The sequence below is a fragment of the Gloeocapsopsis sp. IPPAS B-1203 genome (assembly GCF_002749975.1).
GTDB lineage: Bacteria > Cyanobacteriota > Cyanobacteriia > Cyanobacteriales > Chroococcidiopsidaceae > Gloeocapsopsis.
This window is the reverse complement of the sequence record NZ_PEIG01000001.1, coordinates 29,624-52,238: the sequence shown is the minus strand read 5'-3', so window position 1 is coordinate 52,238 and position 22,615 is coordinate 29,624. Positions and strand designations below refer to the sequence as shown.

The following is a 22,615-nucleotide window of genomic DNA, read 5'->3' as shown; positions in this document are numbered from 1 at the left end:
GTAATGTCCGCCTCATCAACAATTATCAGTTGCTAGCATCTATCCCTGGTAATACTTACAGCAGTTTTGTCAATACAAATTTTAGGGTTTTCTTAACCTGACCTTTGTTACTTGGACAACATTCCTCGCACTTTGAACGAACCTTTAGCGAACTTTTTCGTATTTCCTTCACCAATAAAGGCTGATAAGCTCTCCTAACAAAGAAGAAAGCAATTTTTCGCTGGCAAGCTTCATCCACGATCCTTTCATGAAGGAGAGTTAGAGTGAGTAAAAAAATTTATTTATCTCGTCGTCAAGTTGTGCGTGGGCTTTTAGCAACAACTGCATTTGGAGTAACTGCCAAACTAGGAACTGGATGTTCGCCAACTCCAGAAACGCAAGCAACTGCAACTGGTGGCGGAGATAATCTTGTTGTTGGCTTTATTTATGTTGGTCCTAAAGATGACTATGGATACAATCAAGCTCATGCAGAAGGTGCAGCAGGAATTGCTAAATTACCAGGTGTGACGGTTGTTGATGAAGCCAATGTACCCGAAACAACCGCAGTAGAAGAATCAATGCGGAATATGATTGAGGAAGACGGCGTTACTGTTTTGTTTCCAACATCTTTTGGCTACTACGATCCACATATTCTCAAAATTGCCCAAGAATACCCCGAAGTCCAATTTCTTCACTGCGGGGGACTTTACCAAGAAGGCGTACATCCTGATAATGTAGGTAGCTATTTTGGTTACATAGATGAAGCGCAGTATGTCGCTGGTGTTGTCGCCGGACACACTTCGCAAACAGGGAGATTAGGATTTGTTGCTGCAAAACCCATACCCCAAGTTTTGCGTAACATTAATAGCTTTACACTAGGAGCGCGTAGCGTCAATCCAAAAATAACGACGCAAGTTATTTTTACAGGAGATTGGGCATTACCTGTTAGAGAAGCAGAAGCGACAAATAGTATGGCAGATCAAGGCATTGACGTCGTAACTTGCCATGTAGACAGTCCTAAAGTCGTCATGGAAACTGCAGAAAAGCGCGGTATTTTTTGTAGCGGCTACCATGCTAATCAAGCAGAGCTAGCACCCAAAGGATATCTTACAGGTGCTGAGTGGGATTGGACGCAAGTTTACACAAATTATGTAGAGATGATTCGCGAAGGTAAAACGCTAATGAATGGAGGAATTCCTCATCTCGTGCGCGGTGGCTTGCAAGATGGTTTTTTGAAGTTGTCGCCCTACGGTAATGCTGTCAGTGCAGATGCTAGGCAAGGCGCGGATGCTGCCAAAGCTGAATTTATGGATGGTAGCATGATTGTTTACCGAGGAGAAATGAAAGATAACACGGGAAGAGTTGTTATCCCTGCTGGTAAAGATTTTCAGCAGCAAGATCAAGAATTAGAAAAGATGAATTGGTTAGTCACGGGTGTTGTGGGAAATGTGAGTAGTTAGGTAATGGGTAATCGGTAATAGGTAATGGGATAGAACCACTAACCAGTATCGATTGTAGTATTTTTTTCTCGCTCATTTTCAATGACCAATGACCAATTACCAGTTACCAAAATTATGATTAACCATCACAAATGGCACAGCACACTCGAAGCAATTTGTATACCACTAGCTGCATTACTATTTTCGTTATTACTATTTGGCATTTTTTGTGCGTTGGCTGGTGTCGATCCTTTTGGTGTTTATGCCTCAATTTATCGCTCAGCATTTGGCAGTTGGCGGGCGTTTCAGAATACTTTACTGCGGGCTGCTCCTTTGATGCTAAGTTCTTTGTGTACCGCACTTCCGGCACGTTTAGGATTAATCATTATTGGTAATGAAGGCGCGATTGTTGTCGGTGGTTTAGGGGCTGTCGCTGCAGGATTAACCCTGTCAACCGCACCACCGACTGTTGTCCAAATTGCTATGGCGATCGCAGCAATTCTCTGTGGGGGATTATGGATTGGGGCTGTAGGTGCATTACGGCATTATCGCGGTGTGAATGAAACAATTAGTAGTCTGCTGTTGAATTATATTGCGATCGCTCTTTTAAATCATCTTGTCGGCGGACCTATGCGCGATCCTAGTTCGCTGAATAAACCCTCTAGCTACCCAATCGCAGCGATTAATATGTTGGGAGACATTCCAGGAACTCGCGTTCACTACGGTTTAATCTACGGACTCGTTGCTTGTGTTGTTGCCTATCTCTTAATTCAACGGACAACATTTGGTTTTGCAGCACGTGTTGCAGGTGGAAATATCCGCGCTGCCCGTATTGCAGGGCTTCCTGTCGGGAAACTAACAATGATGATTTGCTTTTTAGCAGGTTCTTGTGCTGGATTAGCAGGTATGGTTGAAGTTGCCGCAGTCCACGGACGTGCCAATGAGTCTTTAAATGCAAATTACGGATATAGTGGCATTTTAGTTGCCTTTATTGCCCGACATAATCCTTTAGCTGCAACCTTAGTTGCTATTTTACTCGGTGGAATACTTGCTAGTGGCGGAAGTTTACAGCGATCGCACGATCTCCCTGATGCCACAGTTCTTGTGTTTCAAGGTTTAGTATTCTTAATCGTTCTGTTTAGTGAATCACTCTACGGCAAGTTTTTTAAGGAGTCACAAGTCAAACGCAGTTCAGCAGTGACGGTGTAGCGTTGTAAACCCTTTCCCCTTTGAGATCCAAGTTAGGAGACAGAAAATGGCAACCGAAGCATTAGGCTGGTGGGGAGTACCACTTGCGATCGCCGCCGGAACACTACGCGGTAGCGCCCCATTTCTCTTTGTCAGTTTAGGCGAATGCCTCACCGAAAAAAGCGGCAAAATCAACTTAGGACTTGAAGGAACCCTTCTTACAGGGGCAATGAGTGCTTATGCGATCGCATACCTGACAGGTTCGCCCTGGTTAGGTGTCATAACAGCAGGAGTTGCCGGAATGATGTTAGGCGTGATTCACGGTTGGTTATCGCAACAACCCAGAGTCAACGATGTTGCGGTAGGAATTGCGATGATTATCTTTGGTAGCGGAATTGCCTTTTTCTTAGGTAAACCCTTCATTCAACCTTCTGCACCAGCACTTCCCGCACTACAATTTGGGGCATGGAGCAATTTACCACAAGTTCAATCTGCATTGCAGATTAGTCCATTGTTTCTGATCGGAGTCGCGATCGCACCTTTAATGCAATGGTTCTTTCGTTCAACACGTTGGGGACTCTATATCCGCGCTGTTGGTGATAGTCCTGATGCTGCTAAAGCAATGGGTATCTCCATTTTCAAAGTCCGAATGTTGTGCATTGTTGTCGGTAGCTTCCTCGCAGGAATTGGCGGTGCCTATTTATCTCTCTACTACCCTGGAAGTTGGAACGAACGCATTTCTGGCGGTCAAGGCTTAATGGCAGTCGCCCTTGTCATTTTCGCCCGTTGGCGACCGATGCAATGTTTATACGCCTCTCTCCTCTTCGGTGGCACACAAGCGATCGGTCCTGCACTACAATCCGTCGGCATCGATTCCTACTACTACCTCTTCAACGCATCCCCCTACATTCTCACCCTCCTGATCATGATTCTCACCTGTTCTCCCAAACGTACCCTCAATGGCGCACCAGGGGCTTTAGGGCAATGAGTTTTGTTAGCGTAGCGGTGCCTTAGCACGTTTTGAGTTTTGAATTATCAGAGTAAGAGTTAGTTTTGAGTTAACCTCATTCATAATTCACCCTTGCCCCTCTCCAGACTTCTTCCTCTGTGTCCTCTGCGTTACGGACAATTGCTTCAAGTCGGCAAAGCCGCCCAACGCAGTGCCCTCCTCTGTGGTTCGTTTCCATGCAACACCTCCTCCTCGCCGTCAACGGCACATTAATGCGTGGCTTAGAACTCAACTCTAACCTCCTCGCCGTCAACGCTATCTTTGACCGTGAAGCCAAAACCGCACCAGTGTATCGTCTCTGGTCAATTAATAATAAACATCCTGCTATGCTGCGTGTTGCTAGTGGCGGAAATGCGATCGCTCTAGAAATTTGGCAAATTCCCCCAAGCGGACTTGTACAAGTGCTACTGCAAGAACCTCCTGGACTTTGTATTGGTAAAGTTGTCCTCGATGACGGTTCTGAAGTTCTCGGAGTTTTAGGCGAACCAATTCTCTGTGAAAACCAGCGCGAAATTACTTCTTGGGGTGGTTGGCGCAACTATATTGCAACAAAAGGAAATTTGATATGAGTGGACTTGGTGGACTCAATAAATCACCCAACGGAGTTGTTATCGGTCTTGTTCAGCTACAACTACCCAATGTTGTGACTCCAGATGATTTGAAAACACAGTGCGATCGCATTTGTCAAATGGTTGCTAAAGCCCGCCGCAATCAGCCAACGATGGATTTAGTTGTGTTTCCCGAATATTCCCTCCACGGCTTATCGATGGACACGAATCCAGAAATTATGTGTCGTTTGGATGGATCTGAAGTTGCCGCATTTCAAAAAGCTTGCCAAGATAACCGTATTTGGGGCTGTTTTTCGATTATGGAGTACAATCCCCACGGAAATCCCTACAATAGTGGCATTATTATTGATGATACAGGAGAACTCAAGCTTTATTACCGCAAATTACATCCGTGGATACCTGTTGAACCGTGGGAACCAGGTAATTTAGGAATTCCTGTATGCGTTGGTCCTCACGGCAGCACGATCGCACTCATCATCTGTCATGATGGCATGTTCCCTGAAATGGCACGCGAATGTGCCTACAAGGGTGCAGAAATTATGCTTCGGACTGCGGGTTACACTGCACCAATTCGTCATAGCTGGCGAGTTACTAACCAAGCCAATGCATTTTGCAATCTCATGTACACCGCCTCAGTTTGTATGTGCGGTAGCGATGGAACGTTTGACTCGATGGGTGAAGGTATGTTCGTTAATTTTGACGGTACGCCCTTGGTAATGGGAAGCGATCGCCCTGATGAAATTATCACTGCCGAGGTACGCCCCGATCTAGTCCGTGAAGCCCGCATTCATTGGGGTGTAGAAAATAATATTTATCAATTTGGACATCGCGGCTATGTTGCAGTCAAAGGCGGCGCACAAGATTGTCCATATACATATATGCAAGATTTAGTCAACGGCTGCTATCGCCTCCCCTGGGAAGACGAAGTAATTCACAAAGATGGAACTGCTTGTGGCTTTCCCCCTCCCACACGAACTTATCAAGGAGAACTTCTCAAAGAAATGACAAGTTGATTGGTAACTGGTAACTGCTAATTGCTAATTGGAAAAATACTTATTACCCACTACCCATTCCCCATTACCTATTCCCTATTACCCATTACCACCTAACTAACTATGGGACACTTTGTTGAAGCCGATCCATATCCATATCCTTTTAATGGAGATTTGCGCCCTGAAAATACCGCACTGCTGATTATTGATATGCAGACCGATTTTTGCGGAATTGGCGGCTATGTCGATCGCATGGGATATGATTTATTGTTGACTCGCGCACCCATTGAACCGATTCGGAAAGTTTTGGAGGTTGCACGGGCAAAAGGTTTTCATGTTATTCATACGCGTGAGGGACATCGACCAGATTTATCAGATTTACCAGAAAACAAACGCTGGCGATCGCAACAAATTGGTGCTGGTATTGGCGATCTAGGTCCTTGTGGCAAAATTCTTATTCGTGGCGAACCAGGATGGGACATTATTCCTGAACTTGCACCGCTTCTAGGAGAAGTCATTATCGATAAGCCAGGAAAAGGCTCATTCTACGCAACTGATTTAGATCTGATTCTAAAACGTAAAGGTATTCAAAACATTATTCTCACTGGCATTACAACCGATGTCTGCGTTCATACGACAATGCGCGATGCCAACGATCGCGGTTATGAATGTTTACTGTTATCCGACTGCACAGGTGCAACAGACTATGGTAACTACTTAGCTGCTTTAAAGATGATCAAAATGCAGGGTGGCGTTTTCGGTGCAGTTGCCGATTCGCAAGCGTTTATCGAAGCAATCAGGGTTCAGATGCCTTCCGATTGAAGTCGGGGCTACTCAAGCAAAGTGTACCGTACACTACAAACAAATCTTTTGACCGTAAGTCCACGGAGGTGGACTTTGTTGATGTAGCAGCGAATTTATTCGCACTCGTTGAGGAAAACCGATGTCAGGATTAACAGACTCTGTAATTCAAAATCAACAGCCTACCAATCTAGCAAACTTACCACCCGATTTAGAAGTGGTAAACATGACAAAAAGATTTGGTGCTATGACAGCGTTAGATCATGTCTCGCTACACGTTAAGCCAGGAACGTTTCACGCACTCTTAGGAGAAAATGGTGCGGGGAAAAGTACACTAGTTAAATGCATTATGGGGTTTTATACGCCTGACACAGGTGATGTGTTAGTTGACAGGCGATCGCGTCCGATCTCTAGTCCTCGTGATGCGCACAAATATGGTATCGGGATGGTGTACCAGCACTTTACTTCAGTCCCTGCAATGACAGTTGCAGAAAATTTGGTATTGTCGCGGTACGACGATCGCAACTTGATTAACTGGAAAGCTGAGTACGAACATCTCAAGGCGTTTATGCAAAGCGCACCGTTTCAAGTTGATCTTGATACTCCGGTGATGCAGTTAGCTGCGGGACAAAAGCAAAAGCTAGAAATTCTCAAACAACTCTATTTACAAAGTCGCATCCTGATTTTAGATGAACCAACCTCAGTATTGACTCCCCAAGAAGCTGATGAAGTTTTGGGTTTACTCCGCAATGAAGTGCAAGCGGGAAATTTGAGTGTATTGATGATCAGCCACAAATTCCGCGAAGTTATGGCATTTGTTGATGAAGTAACAGTACTGCGCAAAGGACAATTCGCTGGTCATGGCTTAGTCCAGGATTTATCACTGTCCGACTTAGCAACAATGATGCTAGGGGAACGCCGCGAAACGCAGCAGCTTGATAAGACACCATCGGTTGCAACAACTCCGGTTTTAGAAATCAAAAACATCCACGCCAACAAAGATAATGGTTTAACTGCGGTGAGTAATGTCAATTTAACTGTCCACAGTGGCGAAATTGTTGGAATTGCAGGAGTTTCTGGGAATGGTCAACGCGAATTAGTCGAAGTCTTAGCGGGTCAACGTCCGGCGACAGTAGGGCAAATATTGGTCAACGGCGAAACTTATACTGCTACTCGAAGTGAGATGTTTCGTCATCGTGTATTTGCGCTTCCAGAAGAACCGTTACGCAATGCGTGTGTCCCTCATATGAGTGTTGCTGAAAATCTAGCACTACGCACATTTGATCTTCCGCCGCAAGCTACAGGTGGTTGGTTACTCGTTCTCAAAGCGATGCGGGAAGCCGCTAAAAGTTTGGTAGGTACCTTTTCAATAAAAACCCCTTCAGTCGATGCACCTGTTGGTAATCTCTCTGGCGGTAACGTCCAGCGTACTGTATTAGCCCGTGAATTATCTAGCGATCGCATCAACTTACTCATCGCCGCAAATCCTTGTTTTGGTCTAGATTTTGGTGCTGTCGAATATATTCACACTCAAATTGTCGCCGCCCGTAATCGTGGCGTTGCAGTACTACTAGTTAGTGAAGATTTAGACGAACTTCTGACACTTGCCGATCGCATAGTTGTCATTAGTGAAGGCAAATTTGTCTACGAAAGTGCAATCTCTGATGCTGATATTACCACCATCGGTCAACGCATGGCAGGACATTAAGTTACTAGTTACTAGTTACCAGACACTCACCCCTCACCCCTATAAATATGCAACAAGTCTTACTACTCAAAAACTTACTCAATATTGCCGCATGGCATAACGATTTACGGTGGGAACCTTTTCGTCCTGGGGTAGATATTTATCGCTTTTACCAAGACGGCGAACAGGGGGCAACAGCAGCGCTATTACGGTATCAACCTGGTGCCACTATACCTAAACACGAACACGTTGGTTTTGAACATATTTTCGTGTTATCCGGTTCGCAAAGCGATCGCAATGGCAATCATCAGACAGGAACTTTAGTTATTAATCCTCCTGGTACAAGTCACACCGTTACTAGTGAAACTGGCTGCATTGTTTTAGCAATTTGGGAAAAACCAGTAGTGCTATGGTCTTAATTGCTGCACAACCTTACGATTATGAACTTCCATCGGATTCACAAAAAGTGGCACTGTTAATTATTGATATGCAGCGCGACTTCTTAGAACCTGGTGGATTTGGGGAAGCATTGCACAATGAGGTAAGCCATTTAAGCGCAATTATCCCCACCATCAAAAACTTACTCGAAATCTTCCGTAAACTTCAATTACCTGTATTTCACACAATTGAAGGTCATCAACCTGATTTATCAGATTGTCCGCCGTCAAAGTTGCGTCGCGGAAATAGCCAGTTAAAAATTGGTGACACAGGACCAATGGGACGTATTTTAGTTTTGGGTGAACCAGGAAATGCAATTACTCCTCAACTGCAACCAATTGCTGGTGAGACTGTAATTTCCAAACCAGGTAAAGGCGCTTTTTACAATACTCACTTGCAATTGCACTTACACAAACAAGAAATTACACATTTAATCATCACAGGAGTCACCACCGAAGTCTGCGTTCAAACAACAATGCGCGAAGCCAACGATCGCGGTTTTGAATGCTTACTTGTTGAAGATGCTACCGCTAGCTACTTTCCTCAATTCAAACAATCTACCCTAGAAATGATTTGCGCCCAAGGTGGAATCGTTGGTTGGACTGCAACGGCTGCTAATGTCATGCAAGCATTTTGCAATTATCTGTAACCTTCCATTCCCAATTACCATTTACCTATTACCAACTACCCATTATCTCTGTTTCATCCCCGCTTGCGCTGGGTCAAAATTTTCCGGAAAATGCGTATTGCGATCGTAATCTGCCCCTTCTAGTTTGGCATGTTGGAGTTTAGCTTGACGTAGATTTGCTGCAAGCAGTAAACTGCCTCTTAAATCAGCTTGACTCAAATCAGCTTGGCTCAAATCGGTATAGCTTAAGTCAGCACCTCTAAGATTCGCATTGCTTAAGTTTGCTTGACTCAAATCGGTATAGCTAAAGTCAACACCCTTAAGGTTCTGTTGAAACAACTGAGCATCACTCAAATTAGCATTATTAAAATCTCGTTTCCCTGCCGCATATTTTTGTAAGAGTGTAGTCACATCATTAACGGTTTGCTGAGATTTTGCTGCCTCAGACATAATATTGCCTCGCAGATTGCTACCTGACTTCTATTATGCAATCTTCAGTCATCATAGTTTTCTGCCTCACTTTAAGGTTGGTGAAGCAAACGAAATATGAGTTGTGGGATAAAAACCCCGCCCGTCCACACGTTTGGGCTACTTCCACATCCTATTCTTACAAAAAATCTTACGAAATTCCTGTGAAAGACTTGTAGTAGTTCTTACCCAAATTACGTTCAGCTGTTGAACATCATCAAACCAGCACAAGTCGGTTATGGATAACAATACTCGCCCAATTTCAAAACTTTGATCCTTTCAAGGAAATACTCTCTCAGATTTGTGATTTAGGTTGTCTTTAGTTCTATTATTTTACTTTTTTGCCTTTTTTAGTTAGCAAGGACTGATATTGACGAAGAGAAAAGAAATACTGCTCTTTATTGGAGTTGTGTTATAGACATACTAGACTTGTGGATGCTTGCTCCTGCTTCTAAAAATCTATTAGCACAAACAGCGGAAGTTCATATTGACTCGCTTCCAAATTCTCCAAACGGCAAATCGCTACAAGCGAACTCACAACAAAACTTTAATGTCGTTATTAGGGATCAGACACTAAGTAGCGTTCTGAATTTATTTACAAGTTAGTAAAACTTCTATTTGAACTAAATTTAAATCTCATGAAGACGACCTGGCAAAACTTCAATTTACTTGATATTATATCGCTAATACTTAAATAATTCTTCATATAATTTTCAGTGTTTTCTACAAGCTATTTAAAAAGGAAAATTAATTACCCTGGAATAGCTAAGTAAGTTAAACCTAAAAGGAAATATTATGATTTTTGATAATGAAATTCATGAAGTTATTACTGTAGTGTTTGTTACTTCCTTCGTCACACTAGTTATGGTAATTTCAACCTGGATTTAGTCATCTTAAAAAGTCACCTTAATTAACTTACGACCTCGCGTTAGGCTAGCTATAGCCTTAATAGCTAAGTAGAATGACCTAAAATCGTGCTAACCTAATATTTAGAAACTGCTGCAAAAACAGGCAAGTGTCATACTAAATTTGATGCGATCAATGTAACGCATTTAACTTGCATAAATCTTTTGCCAAGATGGTTACTATATTTGATATGTAGTCTTTGGCATTTTAAATTTAGAAATCTGTTCGCAATTAACTAGGTTATCAAATTATAAACGCCTCTAGAGGTTGTTCTCTAAAGGCGTCTAGTTCGGTATATAGAGTTTAATTTAGTTATCCCTGAATATGTTTATAGCTTAGCTAAATAAACACCAATTTATTATAAAAATATTGTGAATATTAGCCAAAAAATTGCAAAGTATTCGTTAAGCACGGATAACGAATGCTCTACGTAAGTCATTAGTTTCGGTTATTACTTAAATTTTTTGATAAACTAAAACAAATTATACAGTAAAATTTACAGCAAAATCTTTTTTATTTTGCCTTCTTACTTACAATTCCCGACCATTGAACCTTTTTTTTACGATCGCGGCGGTAAGAAAAAAAACATTGTGGTTCTTGATAAGTACAATAGGGAGCGATCGCCACTTGTTCTGGGTTAATCCCCAAATATTCCAACTGAAGAGCGATTGTGCGTCGCACGTCTAATCGCACGCGTCCAGGTTCAGGATCTGGCAGTATTGGCGCATCGGGCAAGCGCTGCAATATATTTAAAATCAACTCTTCATCATCAGACTCATGCACAGTCGCGCCAACTTGAGCCGCTACTTGAGTAGAAACTTGGTAGACTGCACCCGAAATTGCTGGTCCTAAGGCAATACGCAAATCGGATAATTGACTACCTTGAGCTTGTAGACGAGCGATCGCCACGGTAACTATCTTAGCTGCTGTGCCGCGCCATCCAGCATGTACTGCTGCAACTTGCCCAGTGTGAGCATCAGCGATCAACACAGGAGTACAATCAGCACTAGCTACCCACGCTGACTGCACTGCTTGTTCTGTCACAACGCCATCAGCTGGTAGTAAAGATTCTTCTGCACTTGCTGTTTGGGTAATTTCTGAGGGAGTTAGCACAACGTTGCCATGCACCTGTTTTACTCGATAAACTTCTGCAGTTGGTTGCAATACCTCCACAAGTTCTGCGGGAGAACGCGACCAAAACTGCTGGGTAAAAAAGCCATGTGCCCAAGGTTCTAAAATACTACAGGTAAGATAGGGTAAGCCTTCCCAAGTTTGCCAGTGCCAAGTATGCATTGATTAGTCTACTAAAGTATGTATCAAACAATATTATTTAGTTATAACTACAACTAGTAGGTGGATAACTCAGCAAGTCAAATCTTGCATCGAGATGGCAGACTGGAAGCCTACCTCACTAAATATTCAATGTTAGTTAACCTACTTTACAGCTAGGGAGACGTTCTGAGTTTGAATCAGCAACAGTTGGAAGCAATTTTAACAGCTGTCGATCGAGAAGCATTGCAGCGCTATTCTATACATCTCTACAAATCTGTTTCCTCAACAAACACAATTTTATGGCAACTGTTGAGCCAGGGAGCTAAACCAGCTACAGTTGCGATCGCACAACAGCAAACTGCAGGACGAGGACAATGGGGGCGCCAATGGACTTCTGGAGAAGGAGGGTTATATCTTTCTTATGCGATCGCCCCTCAAATTGATGCTGTTCGCAGCTATCAATTGACAATGAGTAGCGCTTGGGGAATTGCGACTGCTTTACGCGATCGCGGTATTCCTGTCACCTTGAAGTGGCCTAATGATTTGATTTTATGTGGACGCAAACTTGGTGGAATTTTAACTGAAACTAAAATTTGTGAGGGAAAAATCACTCAAGCTGTTATCGGCGTTGGCATTAATTGGGCTAACTCTGTTCCCAAAACAGGAATAAATTTGCGCTCATTTGTGATGCATCAAACCGAAACAGCCATAACTTCTTTAGAAATGCTTGCAGCAGCAACAATTTTGGGAATAACAGCCGGATGCGAAGCAGGAAGTGAAATCCTCCCAGCCTACGAACAACTCCTGACAAGTATAGGTCGTACTGTTACGATTAATGGGCACTCAGGAATTATCATTGGCGTCGCTGTCAATGGCAACTTGCGAGTGCGTCTAGACCAAGATAGTACAGAAGTCTTGTTGCCAGTCGGGGCAATTCGATTAGGTTATGAGGAAACCAAGGAAACCGATTTTTAAAACTGAGATACTGGGAGACGGGAAGGTGTGAAGTGTTGAGCCTAAGAGAGTTACTCATTAAGAGTGTTGAGTTATGAGTTATTTTCTTCAATTCAAAACGTGCTAACGCACCGCTACGCTAACAAAACTTAAGAATAATTGCCTCCGGCGCCTTTGGAAAGCGAACAATTCAAAACTTTTCCCAGATTTATCAATGTATTTTCTTAATTCAAAACTCAAAACTCAAAACTCAAAACTAATCACCCCCTCTTCCCTGAGACAAGACAAACCAGTATAATTTTCCACCAAGGCGAACCAACAGCAACTGAGAGGAATGAATGAACCAGCGGAACGAAAATGCCAATACGCCTTCATCTTATTTTCGGCGGCACTCGCTGCTATTACCAAGTTTGACTCTTGGTATAGTTAGCCTCCTCAGTCACAAACCAGGATTTGCACAGGAAAGTATCGATCTAGTTATTCCAATCAAGGAATCACAACCAGCCCTATCGACAGCACCAGCAGCCGATGCGCATCAAGCCAGAGTCGAAAGATTGCGCCAAAAACTAGCTTCTCCTGCAGTTCCAGTCAAGCCAGAAGTTTCATCAGCTACTTCTACGGTTCCTAACGCATCAACTCCTGCTGTACCCACAGTTCAGACACAACCGCGTCGTACTACTAGCCAAAAAACAGCTACTAACCCTACGTCGGACTCTGGTAAATCTCACATCGACCCAACAGATTACAGTATTGGTGCTACTAAGGTTTATGAACCACCTAGTGCAGTAGTATTGTCAGAACGCTCTACAGGATGCCGTGCTGTTGTCCGCAGCGGGCAAGGTACTACAAGTGTTTGCAGTACACCTAATCGTCCTCAAGTTGCTACGCGAACACCAGCAAGTAATCAAATTGCTAGTCGCACGCAGGTAACAAAAGCAAGTGATGCCCAAAGACCACCTGCATATATTCAACAAGCGATCGCTCTTGTTAATCAAAGTATCTCTCCTAGTACGCAAACTTACTACAACCGAACCCTACGCCAAGGACAACTCAGTCAAAGAAATACTGGTTTACTGTTTCCTCTGACAATTCCTGCCCCAATAACCTCTTTATTTGGCTGGCGAATTCATCCAATTTCAGGCGATCGCCGTTTTCATGCCGGAACAGACTTAGGTGCGCCGATGGGCACACCAGTACTAGCAGCTTACAAAGGAAAGGTTGGGCTGTCTGACTTTTTAGGTGGCTATGGTTTAACGGTTGTCCTCGAACACGAAGTATCTAAAAATAAAAATGCAGCAAAATCACCTTTAGACCCTCTTCCACACCAAACACTCTACGCTCACTTATCTGAAACTTTTGTCAAACCTGGTGAGAAAGTAGAACAAGGCACTGTGATTGGACTGGTTGGCAGCACTGGCAACTCTACAGGTCCTCATCTCCACTTTGAAACCCGATATCTTACTCCTGATGGTTGGGTTGCTAGCGATCCTGGCTTTGAATTAGAGTACGCTTTAACTCAGCTTGTAGAAGTTCTCAAAACTGCGCGATCGCAGCAAGAGACAGAGAGAAGTTAGCAGAGGGTAAGCGGGTAGGCGGGAGACTAAGAGAGTTATGAGTTATAAGTTTAAGAGGGTTGAGACAATCCTTTTAATTCAAAATTCAAAACACAAAACTCAAAATACCCTCTTCTCTAAGTCTTCTGTCAACTCGATTAAACTAGTGTGGAAACACGCTATAGCTCCTTTCAATGCGTAACTTTTTCAAACAAACCATAGCCAGTATTATCGGAACGTTACTAGGACTGTTAATCTTTGTTGGTGTAGGAACTGGTGGATTACTGTTGTTACTTGTTGTCGTAGCATCTAGAGATACCGGACCACAACTAAAAGAGCAATCAGTCCTTGTTTTTGATTTGTCTTTAAATATTACTGACGCGCAAGCGAGTTCCAACACGAGTGCAATTCTGCAAACCTTATCGGGAGAAGACAGTAATCAGGTTAATTTGCGTGCAGTATTAGACGCTTTAGAACAAGCGCAGCAGGATAATCGAATTGTTGGCTTGTATCTTGATGGTAGTCGCAGCACTGGTGAAAGTAGTAGTGCTGGCTTTGCTACGTTGAAAGAAGTACGTCAAGCATTAGAAAGATTTCGTGCTTCTGGAAAAACAATTGTTGCTTATAATACAGAATGGCGCCAGAAAGATTATTATTTGAGTTCAGTCGCCGATACAATCATTGTGAACCCTTTGGGTGCAATGGAACTCAATGGATTAAGTAGTCAACCTGTATTTTTTGCTGATGCTTTAGAAAAATATGGAGTTGGCGTCCAAGTAATTCGGGTAGGTAAATTTAAGGGTTCGGTTGAACCTTTTACGCGATCGCAATTAAGTCCCGAAAACCGCCAACAATTGCAACGCCTATTAAGTGATGTCTGGGGAGAATGGCTCAATGCAGTCAGTAACAGTCGCCAGGTAAATAGAACGCAATTACAAGCGATCGCTGATAATCAAGGCACTTTATTACCCGATGAAGCACAAGCAAGTGGTTTGGTCGATCAAGTTGGTTATTTTGATGAGGTTTTGCAACGATTAAAGCAGTTAACAGGAGAAACAAAAGAAAGTCGTACATTTCGGCAAATCAGCTTACCAAGCTATGCACAGTTGAGTAGAAGGCAGGCAGAACGCAATCATCGTAACAAGATTGCTGTTGTTTATGCCGAAGGAACAATCGTTAACGGGCAAGGTGGTACTGGACAAGTAGGAAGCGATCGCTTTGCGAGGACAATCCGCACACTTCGCCAAGACGATCAGGTTAAAGCCGTTGTTTTGCGGGTAAATAGTCGCGGTGGTAGTGCGACAGCTTCCGAAGAAATTCAGCGCGAGCTACAACTCGCGCGCCAAGTTAAACCTGTTGTTGTCTCAATGGGTGACTACGCTGCTTCTGGTGGTTATTGGATTGCGACTGATGCTAACCGGATCTTTGCTGAACCAAATACTGTGACAGGTTCGATTGGTGTCTTTGGACTGCGATTTAACGTCCAACAGCTTGCTAATGATAATGGTATTACCTGGGACACGATTAAAACAGGTCGCTACGCTGATAGCCAAACAATTGCTCGTCCTCTATCTGAGCAAGAACTGACGCGATCGCAGCGAACAGCAGAACGATTGTATGATATTTTTCTGAACAGAGTTGCGCGATCGCGTAACTTACCAGTGTCAAAAGTAGCAGAAATTGCTCAAGGGCGGGTATGGTCGGGTGTAGCAGCTAAAGAAGTTGGATTAGTTGACGAAATCGGTGGTCTGGATATGGCAATTCAGTACGCCGCAAAGCAAGCCAAATTAGGCAACGATTGGCAATTACAAGAATATCCTGAAGTCCGTACTTTTGACGCAAGACTTTTAGCATTAAGTGGTTTGCGGCTACTGGTTCAAGATTATTCATTTGAGCAATCTATTCCGGTTCCTCTAAAAACTGAATTGCAGACACTTCAGAACGAGATCGCCACCTTGCAAGCAATCAACGATCCTTTAGATATTTATGCTCGCTTACTTTTTGACTTACAAATTGATTGAAATTAGAAATTTCAGGGTAAATTAGGTAATATATACCGCAACTTACTATTTTTAGCGTCCATCTATGGATAGAAAAGCAAAGCGTCTCTTATTACTAATTGTTTCTTGTAGTGCCGCTGGAGTCATTTTAGGAGGAACTGCAAGCTGGGCAGAAAGCAAACAGTGTTTAAAGGCAGCTAATGTGACAAGCGAGTGCTTAACTCAAGATCCTGTCACGAATACTTTACAAGGAATTAGTACTGGTTTCATTGCTGGCGCAGGGGCTGCAATTGGTGCCGCCTGGCAGTTACGTCACGAAGATTAGAAGAGATCAGAGGTTTGGGGTCAGAGGGAACTTAAGAACCAACCCTAAAATGGATACGACAAACGCAGACTTATTCAAGGAAAAGCAGTGCAAAATGGTTCTTGCTCTTAAACCCCTGAATTCAACTGTAAGGATGCCCTCGCCCCTCGCCCCTCAATCTTCACTCCTCTTACACACCTGCATGACCTAGTGCTAAGCCAGCAACAAGCATTCCTAGTACGAGAAACGGTTGGGCACTTGCTTGATACTTAACGTCATTGTTAAGTGGGTCGCGCAGGAAATACATATCCTGGAAAGTAATTTGGGGAATTAATAGCAATAGTAGAATTGCTGCGTACAAGTTTTCACCAATACCAATCAAGTAGGCGGCAATTCCTGCTTGAAATAAGTCGATCGTGGCAACACAGATCCAAGCGGCGGTGTTGATACCAAACATCACTGGCAGTGATTTTAATCCTAATTGGCGATCGCCTTCTACACTTTTAAAGTCATTCACAACAGCAATTCCCAATCCGGCCATACTGTAGATCAAAGTCAGAATTGCAATTGTCCAGTTCAAGTCACCAAATAAAGCATGACCTGTCCACCAAGGTAAAGCAATGTAGCTTGCCCCTAAAGCATAATTCCCCAACCAGCCATTGCGCTTAAGTTTCAAAGGAGGTGCTGAGTAAATGTATGCTAAAAATGAACCACCCAGCGCCAGCGTTGTAATTGTCGGGAAGTCATGACTCACCCAGCGATCGAGGACAAACGCTAAAGCAATCCCTGCACCAAGTAATAGTAAGATTTGGCTGACGACTTGAGGAACTGAAATTGCTCCCGAAGGAATGGGGCGGTAGGGTTCGTTGATTGCGTCAATTTCGCGATCGTAAAAATCATTAAGTGTTTGCGTATAACCAGTCAGCAATGGTCCTGCAAGTAGCATACAGGTTGCTGCTTTTAAGACATTTTCTAGTGTCCAAGTGTATTCGCCCGAAGAAGCTGCGCCACAGACTACACCCCAAATCAAGGGAATCCACGTAATCGGCTTCATCAGTTGCAGGCGGATTTTCCAAATTGATGTTTCTCCTGACGCAGCACCTTTCATTCCTAGTAGTTGCCGAGTTTTGGCACTACGTTCTATTGGTGTTATTGGTGCTGGTTGACTAGGATTAATATTCACCGCATCTGGTGTTGTATTGAGTGGTTCATCAGCAGGTTGAAAGGGTGGAGGAGTTGAGTTAGACATAATATTTTACTTGACAGCTTCTAGAAAGATATTGTCAAATAGTTGTTTTGAAATTTAGCACCAGCAATTTGTTTGCCACTTAAACCAGGAGGTAAAAAAATGTTGCGCCGCTGGTCGCCTGCTTCTACTGTAATCTCTGGACCTGATTGCGTCAGTTTGACTTCTTTTTTATCAAATCCAGGTAAGAATAGACGTACTTGACTCGCTGCAACCATAATTTCTATAGGTTTAGGAGCTTGTTGTGCCTGCTGGACAAAATCAGGTAAAGCGTTCATTAGTTGCGTGTCATCTAAAGTATGACCAGTAACAACTGTAACGGGCAACGGATCAAATTCATTTGATAAATTGGCAATTGTCGTATCAGCCGAGTGGAGAATAACACCACCAACAATTAAACCTACTTGTTGAGCACTACCCCATAAATAACGAACATTTGCAATATCAAGTGGGTCATCAGTTGTTACTAAAAATGAAGCAACACGTTTTGGATCAGCAAGTGCAGCTTTGCCCTGTTCTAGGATGTTATTAATTTGATTGGTAGGCTGAGCAAAGTTATCTGCCGTCCAATTAACATTGAAAAAACTGCTAATTAAAGGTTGAATAAATGGCGATTCAGCAATTGCTTTACCTAAATCAGAATTAGTAAACAATTGCCGAAAGCGTCGCACGTACCAACTCAAGCTTTCTGCCATGCCTAGCATTCGCAGTGTGGTAGAGTCACCGCTACTCTCGTAGAGGATAACATCATATTTGCCACTCGCATCGTATTCGCGTAGGGCATTAAGTTCTAACGCACTATCCATTCCTGGTAAAACTGGCAGTTCTTGTCCATAGACGTCTTTTAGAATGGGCGTGCGCAGGTATTGCGCTTCTAACTTCTTGACTTCCTCCCAACTGCGTTCTAGCAAACCAGAGGTTTTAAGTTGTACCGCTTCGAGGTTGGGAGATATTTGCTGTGGTGTAGAACTGAGTGAGGTGTTGAGTAGTAAACTCAATCCAGGTCCAGTGTCTCGTCCTGTCAAGAGGACGCGTTTGCCTTCGTTTGCGAATTTTTTGGCAGCAGCGATCGCAATCTTTTGGCGATCGCCACCACTCCCTAAAAAGGTCAATATCAGCGCCATTACAATATTTCCTAAGCAGTGTTCATTTAAGGGGGTTTTCTAGTTATGTATATCTAGGGACAGCTACCCCCAGTATCACCCCTACTGCATAACTTTGAGTTCGTCTTCAAAAAACCAAGTGGCAAATTGGTCTTCAAATTGAACGACGACGCCAACATTACTACCATCAAGCATTTTAAAGCCTTTGACAGTACCGATTTTGCCTAGGCGCTTGATAACTAGTGGTGATACTCGATCTCTTAAACGACAGACCTTAACTTGTTGTCCGATTTCCATGCCAACTTACAACGCAAGTGAACCATGACCCAGTGTAGCGGAATCTTTGGCTCCAAGTGCTAGTCGTCACTAGATTTCGATGATTTTTGTTGACTGGTGATGACTTTTGCTGTCAACACTGATGCTATATACCTTAATTAAGTATTGCGTTATAGAAAATTTCCGATACAATCTTGTGCTTAGTAGAACCTAAGCGAACTACCTGATTTATTCAGTATAAGAGGTAAACTCAATCAAAATCGTCTCAAAAAATGTGGTGTGTTGGTAGTGAGCGAGGATGTGAAAATTGCGACAAACAATCAAAGGCGTTGTCCGAAAAGCTAGTAAAACTAAAAAATTACTCCCATTTAGTGAGCAATGGTGGGCAAAGCTAGATTTACTCAGAATACTAGTGTTGCGAGAACTAGAGGCAAGATACAAAGGCTCAGTTTTAGGCAACTTATGGCCTTTACTCAATCAGCTGTCGCAGTTACTAATTTTCACCTATGTATTTTCCATTGTTTTGCGGGTCAGGCTGAGTCTAGAGGGTTTACCAGAAAATAACTTCATGTACGGACTATGGCTATTTGCTGGATTGCTACCCTGGACCGCATTTTTGAATGGATTTTTACCAGCAGCAACCTGTGTTATTAACCAATCAAACTTAGTCAAGAAAGTGGTGTTTCCGCTAGCACTATTGCCTTTAGTCCCTGTTTGTGCTGCCTTTATTGAAAGTTCCTTGGGATTGATAGTGTTGATTTTACTCGTGGCAATAACAACACAGATGGTTCACGTTACGCTTTGGCTGCTACCACTGATATGGATACCACAATTACTATTAACAGCTGGTATTGGATATTTAGCTGCTGGACTGACGGTGTTTCTCCGAGATATACCACAAACCTTGGTCGTTGTGATGAATTTGTGGTTTTATGCAACACCAATTATCTATCCAGCATCGCTGATTCCTGAAGGATGGAGAAATTGGGTATTTTGGCTCAATCCAATGACCGCAATTGTCGAGACTCATCGAGACATTATCCTGCAAGGAGAAGTGCGACACTGGGGAGAATTGGGAGTGGCTACGATGTTATCCGCAGTCATTTTTTATGTTGGTTTGCTGATTTATCGACGTTTGCGTCCTGCATTTGCTGACGTACTCTAGAATCAAATCATGTTGGAGGTAGGTAGAGTTATCATTTTGTCGCATGACTAAGTTAATTGAACTGGGGAAATAAATGCGATCGCTGCAAGTCGAACCTGGTAATTTTGTTTGACTAGCAGTTGATGTGTGGGAGTTTTGAGGGGTAAAAGTGAAACAATGGCTGAAGAAATTGCAATTTCATTAAAAAATGTCTCGAAATGCTATAAGCGATATCCTCACCCCGTTGACCGACTTAAGGAAATACTGTTACCAGGGAAAAGTAGAGCAGAAGAATTTTGGGCATTGCGGGGTATTGACCTAGAGATTCCTAAAGGACACACTTTGGGCATTATTGGACAAAATGGCTCTGGTAAAAGTACCTTACTGCAAATTATTGTAGGAACTCTAACACCAACGACAGGAGCAGTAACAGTCAACGGTCGAATTTCAGCGTTACTAGAACTAGGTAGTGGTTTTAATCCAGAGTTTACGGGTCGTCAAAATGTCTTTTTTAATGGTCGTTTGTTAGGGATGACCCAAGAAGAACTTGAAAATAAATTTGATGAAATTGCAGCGTTTGCAGACATTGGAGAGTTCATCGATCAACCTGTCAAAACTTATTCTAGCGGTATGTTTGTCCGGCTAGCATTTGCAGTAGCAACTCATGTCAATCCAGAAATACTCATTATTGATGAAGCGCTATCTGTAGGAGATATTCTTTTTCAGCGCAAATGCTTTAGAAAAATTGAGCAATTTTATCAAGATGGGAAAACAATTTTATTTGTTTCTCACGATCTGACAAGTATTCTGCAACTGTGCGATCGCGCCATCTTACTCGACAAGAGTTTGATGATATCTCAAGGCGAACCTCGCCAAGTTGCTTTATCATACAAAAGCTTAATTGCTCAACGAGAAGCCGATCAAAATACCGACTTAGCAAGTTTTCAACAAAAGTATGAAGAAAAAAATGACAATCAAATAGGTGAATCGAGGATTGGTTTTGGTGGTGCAGAAGTCATTAGCGTAGAAGTTGTCAATTCTCAAGGGACAACGACTCAAACTGTAGAATGGGCAGACATAATTACTGTACGGATCGCAATTTATTTTTATCGTGAAGTTGCTCGTCCATTTGTAGGTTTTGCTATCAAAGATTTAAAAGGTATTCCTATTATTGGAACTAATACTTTTCACTCTAAAAAAGACTTAGCTCCTACTTTAGCAAAAAGTATGGTAGTTATTGAATTTAGTTGGCAGTGTTATATGTCTCCAGGAAATTATACTGTCTCTGCTGGAGTTGCCGAATTAGGAGATCACAGCATAACGCAACTCGATCGCCGCTTTGATATGTTGCCATTAGCAGTCGTTGGTAATCCACCTTCATTAGGTTTTTTTGCATTACCTATCAATATTGAATGCAATGTATTAGATAACAGTCAAAATATTGTCTCCGATTGCCAAATAAATGCGAGTTCTATTTCTTCATCCTAATCCTGAAACCTCCTGCATAACGAGAATCGCGAATAAATTCGCCGCTAAATAAACAAAGTTCGCCTCCGTGGACTTACTCATAAAAATGTTGTTTTAGTGTACGAAGGTACACTTTGCCTGGATAGCCCCGACTTCAGTCGGAGGGCATCTTAAAATCCAAATTAGTGTCAGGAGATGAGTCATGATTCCGAGTAATACCCCTATTGTGATTGGCGGTACTGGGGGTTCTGGAACGCGAGTCTTCACGCGAGCAGTTGACAATGCAGGTGTGGATATGGGCAAAATCTTGAATGGATCGGAAGATGCCCTAGCTCTAACTGAGTTTTGTGATAAGTGGATTGACATCGCCCACAATGGCAAAGATGCTTATTTAACAGCATCAGAGCAAGCAGCTATGGATGAAGAATTTTTAGAATGCATTGAAAAGCATTGCGCGCATATGCCAGCTAGCATCAATTGGGGTTGGAAGTATCCCCGCACAATCTATTTATTACCCTTCGTCTATCGTCATTTTCCTCAAATGCGCTTTATCCATATCGTCCGCGATGGTCGTGATATGGCATTTTCGGGAAATCAAAACCAGCTGCGCAAGCATGGGGCTGCAGTATTAGGTCGAGATATTACACAGATGAATCCTCAAGACTCGTTTGAACTGTGGCTTAAAGTTAATAATTTTGCAGCTGATTTTGGTCATAAGTTTTTAGGAAAACGCTACATTTGTCTTCAATATGAAGAGTTAGTCTTGCAAACATTGCCAACGGTTCGGCAATTGTGGAAGTTTTTACAAGTTCCGCTTGAGCGCGAGATGCCTGACTTAGAAATTATAATTCCACCCACAATTGGGCGATGGCAGCAAGCCGATGCAGAAATTGTGCATAGCTTAATGTTGCAGGGTGAGGAAAGTTTACGGCGCTTTGGATATATTGACGCATCGCATTCTATAGCACGAAAACCCCGTTTTTTAAATAAGGTATTAAAGTTCTTGTCCACCGTAAATTCACGGAGATAAAAAAACTGTAGATGAAAGCACGCGAAATTTAAGACTGCCACAGTAGATGTACTGAATTTATCTAGTCGTAAGAAAATTGTTTATCCGTAAATTTGCGCTTGGATACACGCAATGACGGCGGTTAGGTTTGTTCTGGATTTTAGTTAAGTAAGGCAACCTGGA

Annotated in this window: 22 protein-coding genes; 16 read left to right on the top strand and 6 right to left on the bottom strand. The window is 42.8% G+C overall.

Translation table 11 applies throughout. The annotated features are described in order from the left end of the window. The first annotated feature begins 263 nt into the window (after positions 1-263). From CSQ79_RS00250 to CSQ79_RS00240, 3 genes are all read left to right on the top strand, one after another. Positions 264-1,439, top strand: a complete 1,176-nt coding sequence (locus tag CSQ79_RS00250; RefSeq protein ID WP_099699218.1) for a BMP family ABC transporter substrate-binding protein — start codon at positions 264-266, stop codon at positions 1,437-1,439. A 114-nt stretch (positions 1,440-1,553) separates the two neighbouring features. Further along, the gene (locus CSQ79_RS00245; protein WP_099699746.1) at positions 1,554-2,627 is read left to right on the top strand and encodes an ABC transporter permease; all 1,074 of its coding nucleotides are present in this window, start codon (positions 1,554-1,556) and stop codon (positions 2,625-2,627) included. A gap of 46 nt (positions 2,628-2,673) precedes the next feature. Further along, positions 2,674-3,594, top strand: a complete 921-nt coding sequence (locus CSQ79_RS00240; protein WP_099699217.1) for an ABC transporter permease — start codon at positions 2,674-2,676, stop codon at positions 3,592-3,594. 76 nt (positions 3,595-3,670) lie between these two features. Here CSQ79_RS00240 and CSQ79_RS27210 read toward each other — a convergent pair whose 3' ends face one another. Further along, positions 3,671-3,793 carry a hypothetical protein gene (locus CSQ79_RS27210; RefSeq protein ID WP_289500095.1) on the bottom strand — a complete coding sequence of 41 codons (123 nt, stop codon included), beginning with the start codon at positions 3,791-3,793 and terminating at the stop codon, positions 3,671-3,673. On the opposite strand from CSQ79_RS27210, the gene CSQ79_RS00235 reads away from it, so the two are divergent. The 6 genes from CSQ79_RS00235 to CSQ79_RS00210 all read left to right on the top strand — a co-directional run bounded on the left by CSQ79_RS00235 (position 3,792) and on the right by CSQ79_RS00210 (position 8,751). After that, positions 3,792-4,184: an allophanate hydrolase-related protein gene (locus tag CSQ79_RS00235; RefSeq protein WP_099699216.1), complete on the top strand. Its 393-nt coding sequence runs from the start codon at positions 3,792-3,794 to the stop codon at positions 4,182-4,184. The genes CSQ79_RS27210 and CSQ79_RS00235 overlap by 2 nt on opposite strands. Continuing rightward, the gene (locus CSQ79_RS00230) at positions 4,181-5,197 is read left to right on the top strand and encodes a formamidase (protein ID WP_099699215.1); all 1,017 of its coding nucleotides are present in this window, start codon (positions 4,181-4,183) and stop codon (positions 5,195-5,197) included. Before CSQ79_RS00235 ends, CSQ79_RS00230 begins: the two co-directional genes overlap by 4 nt. A gap of 102 nt (positions 5,198-5,299) precedes the next feature. Next, entirely contained in the window at positions 5,300-5,998 is a 699-nt protein-coding gene (gene biuH, locus CSQ79_RS00225; RefSeq protein WP_099699214.1) for a biuret amidohydrolase, read from the top strand. A gap of 121 nt (positions 5,999-6,119) precedes the next feature. Continuing rightward, positions 6,120-7,685: an ABC transporter ATP-binding protein gene (locus CSQ79_RS00220; RefSeq protein ID WP_099699213.1), complete on the top strand. Its 1,566-nt coding sequence runs from the start codon at positions 6,120-6,122 to the stop codon at positions 7,683-7,685. A 47-nt stretch (positions 7,686-7,732) separates the two neighbouring features. Then, complete coding sequence (locus tag CSQ79_RS00215) at positions 7,733-8,083, top strand: cupin domain-containing protein (RefSeq protein ID WP_099699212.1); 351 nt, start codon at positions 7,733-7,735, stop codon at positions 8,081-8,083. Continuing rightward, positions 8,074-8,751, top strand: a complete 678-nt coding sequence (locus CSQ79_RS00210) for a cysteine hydrolase family protein (RefSeq protein WP_099699211.1) — start codon at positions 8,074-8,076, stop codon at positions 8,749-8,751. Before CSQ79_RS00215 ends, CSQ79_RS00210 begins: the two co-directional genes overlap by 10 nt. Before the next feature lie 42 nt (positions 8,752-8,793). Here the strand turns inward: CSQ79_RS00210 and CSQ79_RS00205 are convergent, their stop codons facing one another. Both CSQ79_RS00205 and pgeF read right to left on the bottom strand, forming a co-directional pair. Continuing rightward, on the bottom strand, positions 8,794-9,180 hold the full coding sequence (locus tag CSQ79_RS00205; protein WP_099699210.1) for an Alr5209 family pentapeptide repeat protein: 387 nt from the start codon (positions 9,178-9,180) through the stop codon (positions 8,794-8,796). A gap of 1,437 nt (positions 9,181-10,617) precedes the next feature. After that, the gene (gene pgeF, locus CSQ79_RS00200; protein ID WP_099699209.1) at positions 10,618-11,397 is read right to left on the bottom strand and encodes a peptidoglycan editing factor PgeF; all 780 of its coding nucleotides are present in this window, start codon (positions 11,395-11,397) and stop codon (positions 10,618-10,620) included. Positions 11,398-11,568: 171 nt separating this feature from the next. Between pgeF and CSQ79_RS00195 the strand changes: the two genes are divergently transcribed. The 4 genes from CSQ79_RS00195 to CSQ79_RS00180 all read left to right on the top strand — a co-directional run bounded on the left by CSQ79_RS00195 (position 11,569) and on the right by CSQ79_RS00180 (position 16,208). Continuing rightward, positions 11,569-12,351, top strand: a complete 783-nt coding sequence (locus CSQ79_RS00195) for a biotin--[acetyl-CoA-carboxylase] ligase (protein WP_289500094.1) — start codon at positions 11,569-11,571, stop codon at positions 12,349-12,351. A 317-nt stretch (positions 12,352-12,668) separates the two neighbouring features. Continuing rightward, positions 12,669-13,904 carry a M23 family metallopeptidase gene (locus CSQ79_RS00190; RefSeq protein ID WP_099699207.1) on the top strand — a complete coding sequence of 412 codons (1,236 nt, stop codon included), beginning with the start codon at positions 12,669-12,671 and terminating at the stop codon, positions 13,902-13,904. 173 nt (positions 13,905-14,077) lie between these two features. Continuing rightward, positions 14,078-15,904 (top strand): signal peptide peptidase SppA, encoded by a 1,827-nt coding sequence (sppA, locus tag CSQ79_RS00185; RefSeq protein ID WP_099699206.1) that lies wholly within the window; start codon positions 14,078-14,080, stop codon positions 15,902-15,904. 64 nt (positions 15,905-15,968) lie between these two features. Beyond that, a complete protein-coding gene (locus CSQ79_RS00180; protein WP_099699205.1) occupies positions 15,969-16,208 on the top strand; it encodes a hypothetical protein in 240 nt (79 codons plus the stop codon). Positions 16,209-16,377: 169 nt separating this feature from the next. Here CSQ79_RS00180 and chlG read toward each other — a convergent pair whose 3' ends face one another. From chlG to petP, 3 genes are all read right to left on the bottom strand, one after another. Beyond that, positions 16,378-17,436: a chlorophyll synthase ChlG gene (gene chlG, locus CSQ79_RS00175; protein WP_289500093.1), complete on the bottom strand. Its 1,059-nt coding sequence runs from the start codon at positions 17,434-17,436 to the stop codon at positions 16,378-16,380. Positions 17,437-17,456: 20 nt separating this feature from the next. Then, positions 17,457-18,557: a Get3/ArsA fold putative tail anchor-mediating ATPase NosAFP gene (locus tag CSQ79_RS00170; protein WP_099699204.1), complete on the bottom strand. Its 1,101-nt coding sequence runs from the start codon at positions 18,555-18,557 to the stop codon at positions 17,457-17,459. Positions 18,558-18,638: 81 nt separating this feature from the next. Further along, complete coding sequence (gene petP, locus CSQ79_RS00165; RefSeq protein ID WP_099699203.1) at positions 18,639-18,833, bottom strand: cytochrome b6f subunit PetP; 195 nt, start codon at positions 18,831-18,833, stop codon at positions 18,639-18,641. Between the two features lie 298 nt (positions 18,834-19,131). Here petP and CSQ79_RS00160 point away from each other — a divergent pair, with 298 nt between their 5' ends. The 3 genes from CSQ79_RS00160 (at position 19,132) to CSQ79_RS00150 (ending at position 22,453) form a co-directional block, all read left to right on the top strand. Further along, positions 19,132-19,977, top strand: coding sequence for an ABC transporter permease (locus CSQ79_RS00160; RefSeq protein ID WP_099699744.1), 846 nt, complete (start codon positions 19,132-19,134; stop codon positions 19,975-19,977). Positions 19,978-20,133: 156 nt separating this feature from the next. Then, positions 20,134-21,444, top strand: coding sequence for an ABC transporter ATP-binding protein (locus CSQ79_RS00155; RefSeq protein ID WP_099699202.1), 1,311 nt, complete (start codon positions 20,134-20,136; stop codon positions 21,442-21,444). Between the two features lie 181 nt (positions 21,445-21,625). Then, on the top strand, positions 21,626-22,453 hold the full coding sequence (locus CSQ79_RS00150; protein WP_099699201.1) for a sulfotransferase family protein: 828 nt from the start codon (positions 21,626-21,628) through the stop codon (positions 22,451-22,453). Positions 22,454-22,615: the final 162 nt, after the last annotated feature.

Coding starts and splice junctions, on each gene's coding strand:
- CSQ79_RS00190 (WP_099699207.1), top strand. CDS start 12,669: ATGAACCAGCGGAACGAAAATGCCAATACGCCTTCATCTTATTTTCGG.
- CSQ79_RS00240 (WP_099699217.1), top strand. CDS start 2,674: ATGGCAACCGAAGCATTAGGCTGGTGGGGAGTACCACTTGCGATCGCC.
- CSQ79_RS00170 (WP_099699204.1), bottom strand. CDS start 18,557: ATGGCGCTGATATTGACCTTTTTAGGGAGTGGTGGCGATCGCCAAAAG.
- CSQ79_RS00230 (WP_099699215.1), top strand. CDS start 4,181: ATGAGTGGACTTGGTGGACTCAATAAATCACCCAACGGAGTTGTTATC.
- CSQ79_RS00210 (WP_099699211.1), top strand. CDS start 8,074: ATGGTCTTAATTGCTGCACAACCTTACGATTATGAACTTCCATCGGAT.
- chlG (WP_289500093.1), bottom strand. CDS start 17,436: ATGTCTAACTCAACTCCTCCACCCTTTCAACCTGCTGATGAACCACTC.
- CSQ79_RS00245 (WP_099699746.1), top strand. CDS start 1,554: ATGATTAACCATCACAAATGGCACAGCACACTCGAAGCAATTTGTATA.
- CSQ79_RS27210 (WP_289500095.1), bottom strand. CDS start 3,793: ATGGAAACGAACCACAGAGGAGGGCACTGCGTTGGGCGGCTTTGCCGA.
- CSQ79_RS00180 (WP_099699205.1), top strand. CDS start 15,969: ATGGATAGAAAAGCAAAGCGTCTCTTATTACTAATTGTTTCTTGTAGT.
- petP (WP_099699203.1), bottom strand. CDS start 18,833: ATGGAAATCGGACAACAAGTTAAGGTCTGTCGTTTAAGAGATCGAGTA.
- biuH (WP_099699214.1), top strand. CDS start 5,300: ATGGGACACTTTGTTGAAGCCGATCCATATCCATATCCTTTTAATGGA.
- CSQ79_RS00155 (WP_099699202.1), top strand. CDS start 20,134: ATGGCTGAAGAAATTGCAATTTCATTAAAAAATGTCTCGAAATGCTAT.
- CSQ79_RS00235 (WP_099699216.1), top strand. CDS start 3,792: ATGCAACACCTCCTCCTCGCCGTCAACGGCACATTAATGCGTGGCTTA.
- CSQ79_RS00150 (WP_099699201.1), top strand. CDS start 21,626: ATGATTCCGAGTAATACCCCTATTGTGATTGGCGGTACTGGGGGTTCT.
- CSQ79_RS00215 (WP_099699212.1), top strand. CDS start 7,733: ATGCAACAAGTCTTACTACTCAAAAACTTACTCAATATTGCCGCATGG.
- CSQ79_RS00220 (WP_099699213.1), top strand. CDS start 6,120: ATGTCAGGATTAACAGACTCTGTAATTCAAAATCAACAGCCTACCAAT.
- sppA (WP_099699206.1), top strand. CDS start 14,078: ATGCGTAACTTTTTCAAACAAACCATAGCCAGTATTATCGGAACGTTA.
- CSQ79_RS00205 (WP_099699210.1), bottom strand. CDS start 9,180: ATGTCTGAGGCAGCAAAATCTCAGCAAACCGTTAATGATGTGACTACA.
- pgeF (WP_099699209.1), bottom strand. CDS start 11,397: ATGCATACTTGGCACTGGCAAACTTGGGAAGGCTTACCCTATCTTACC.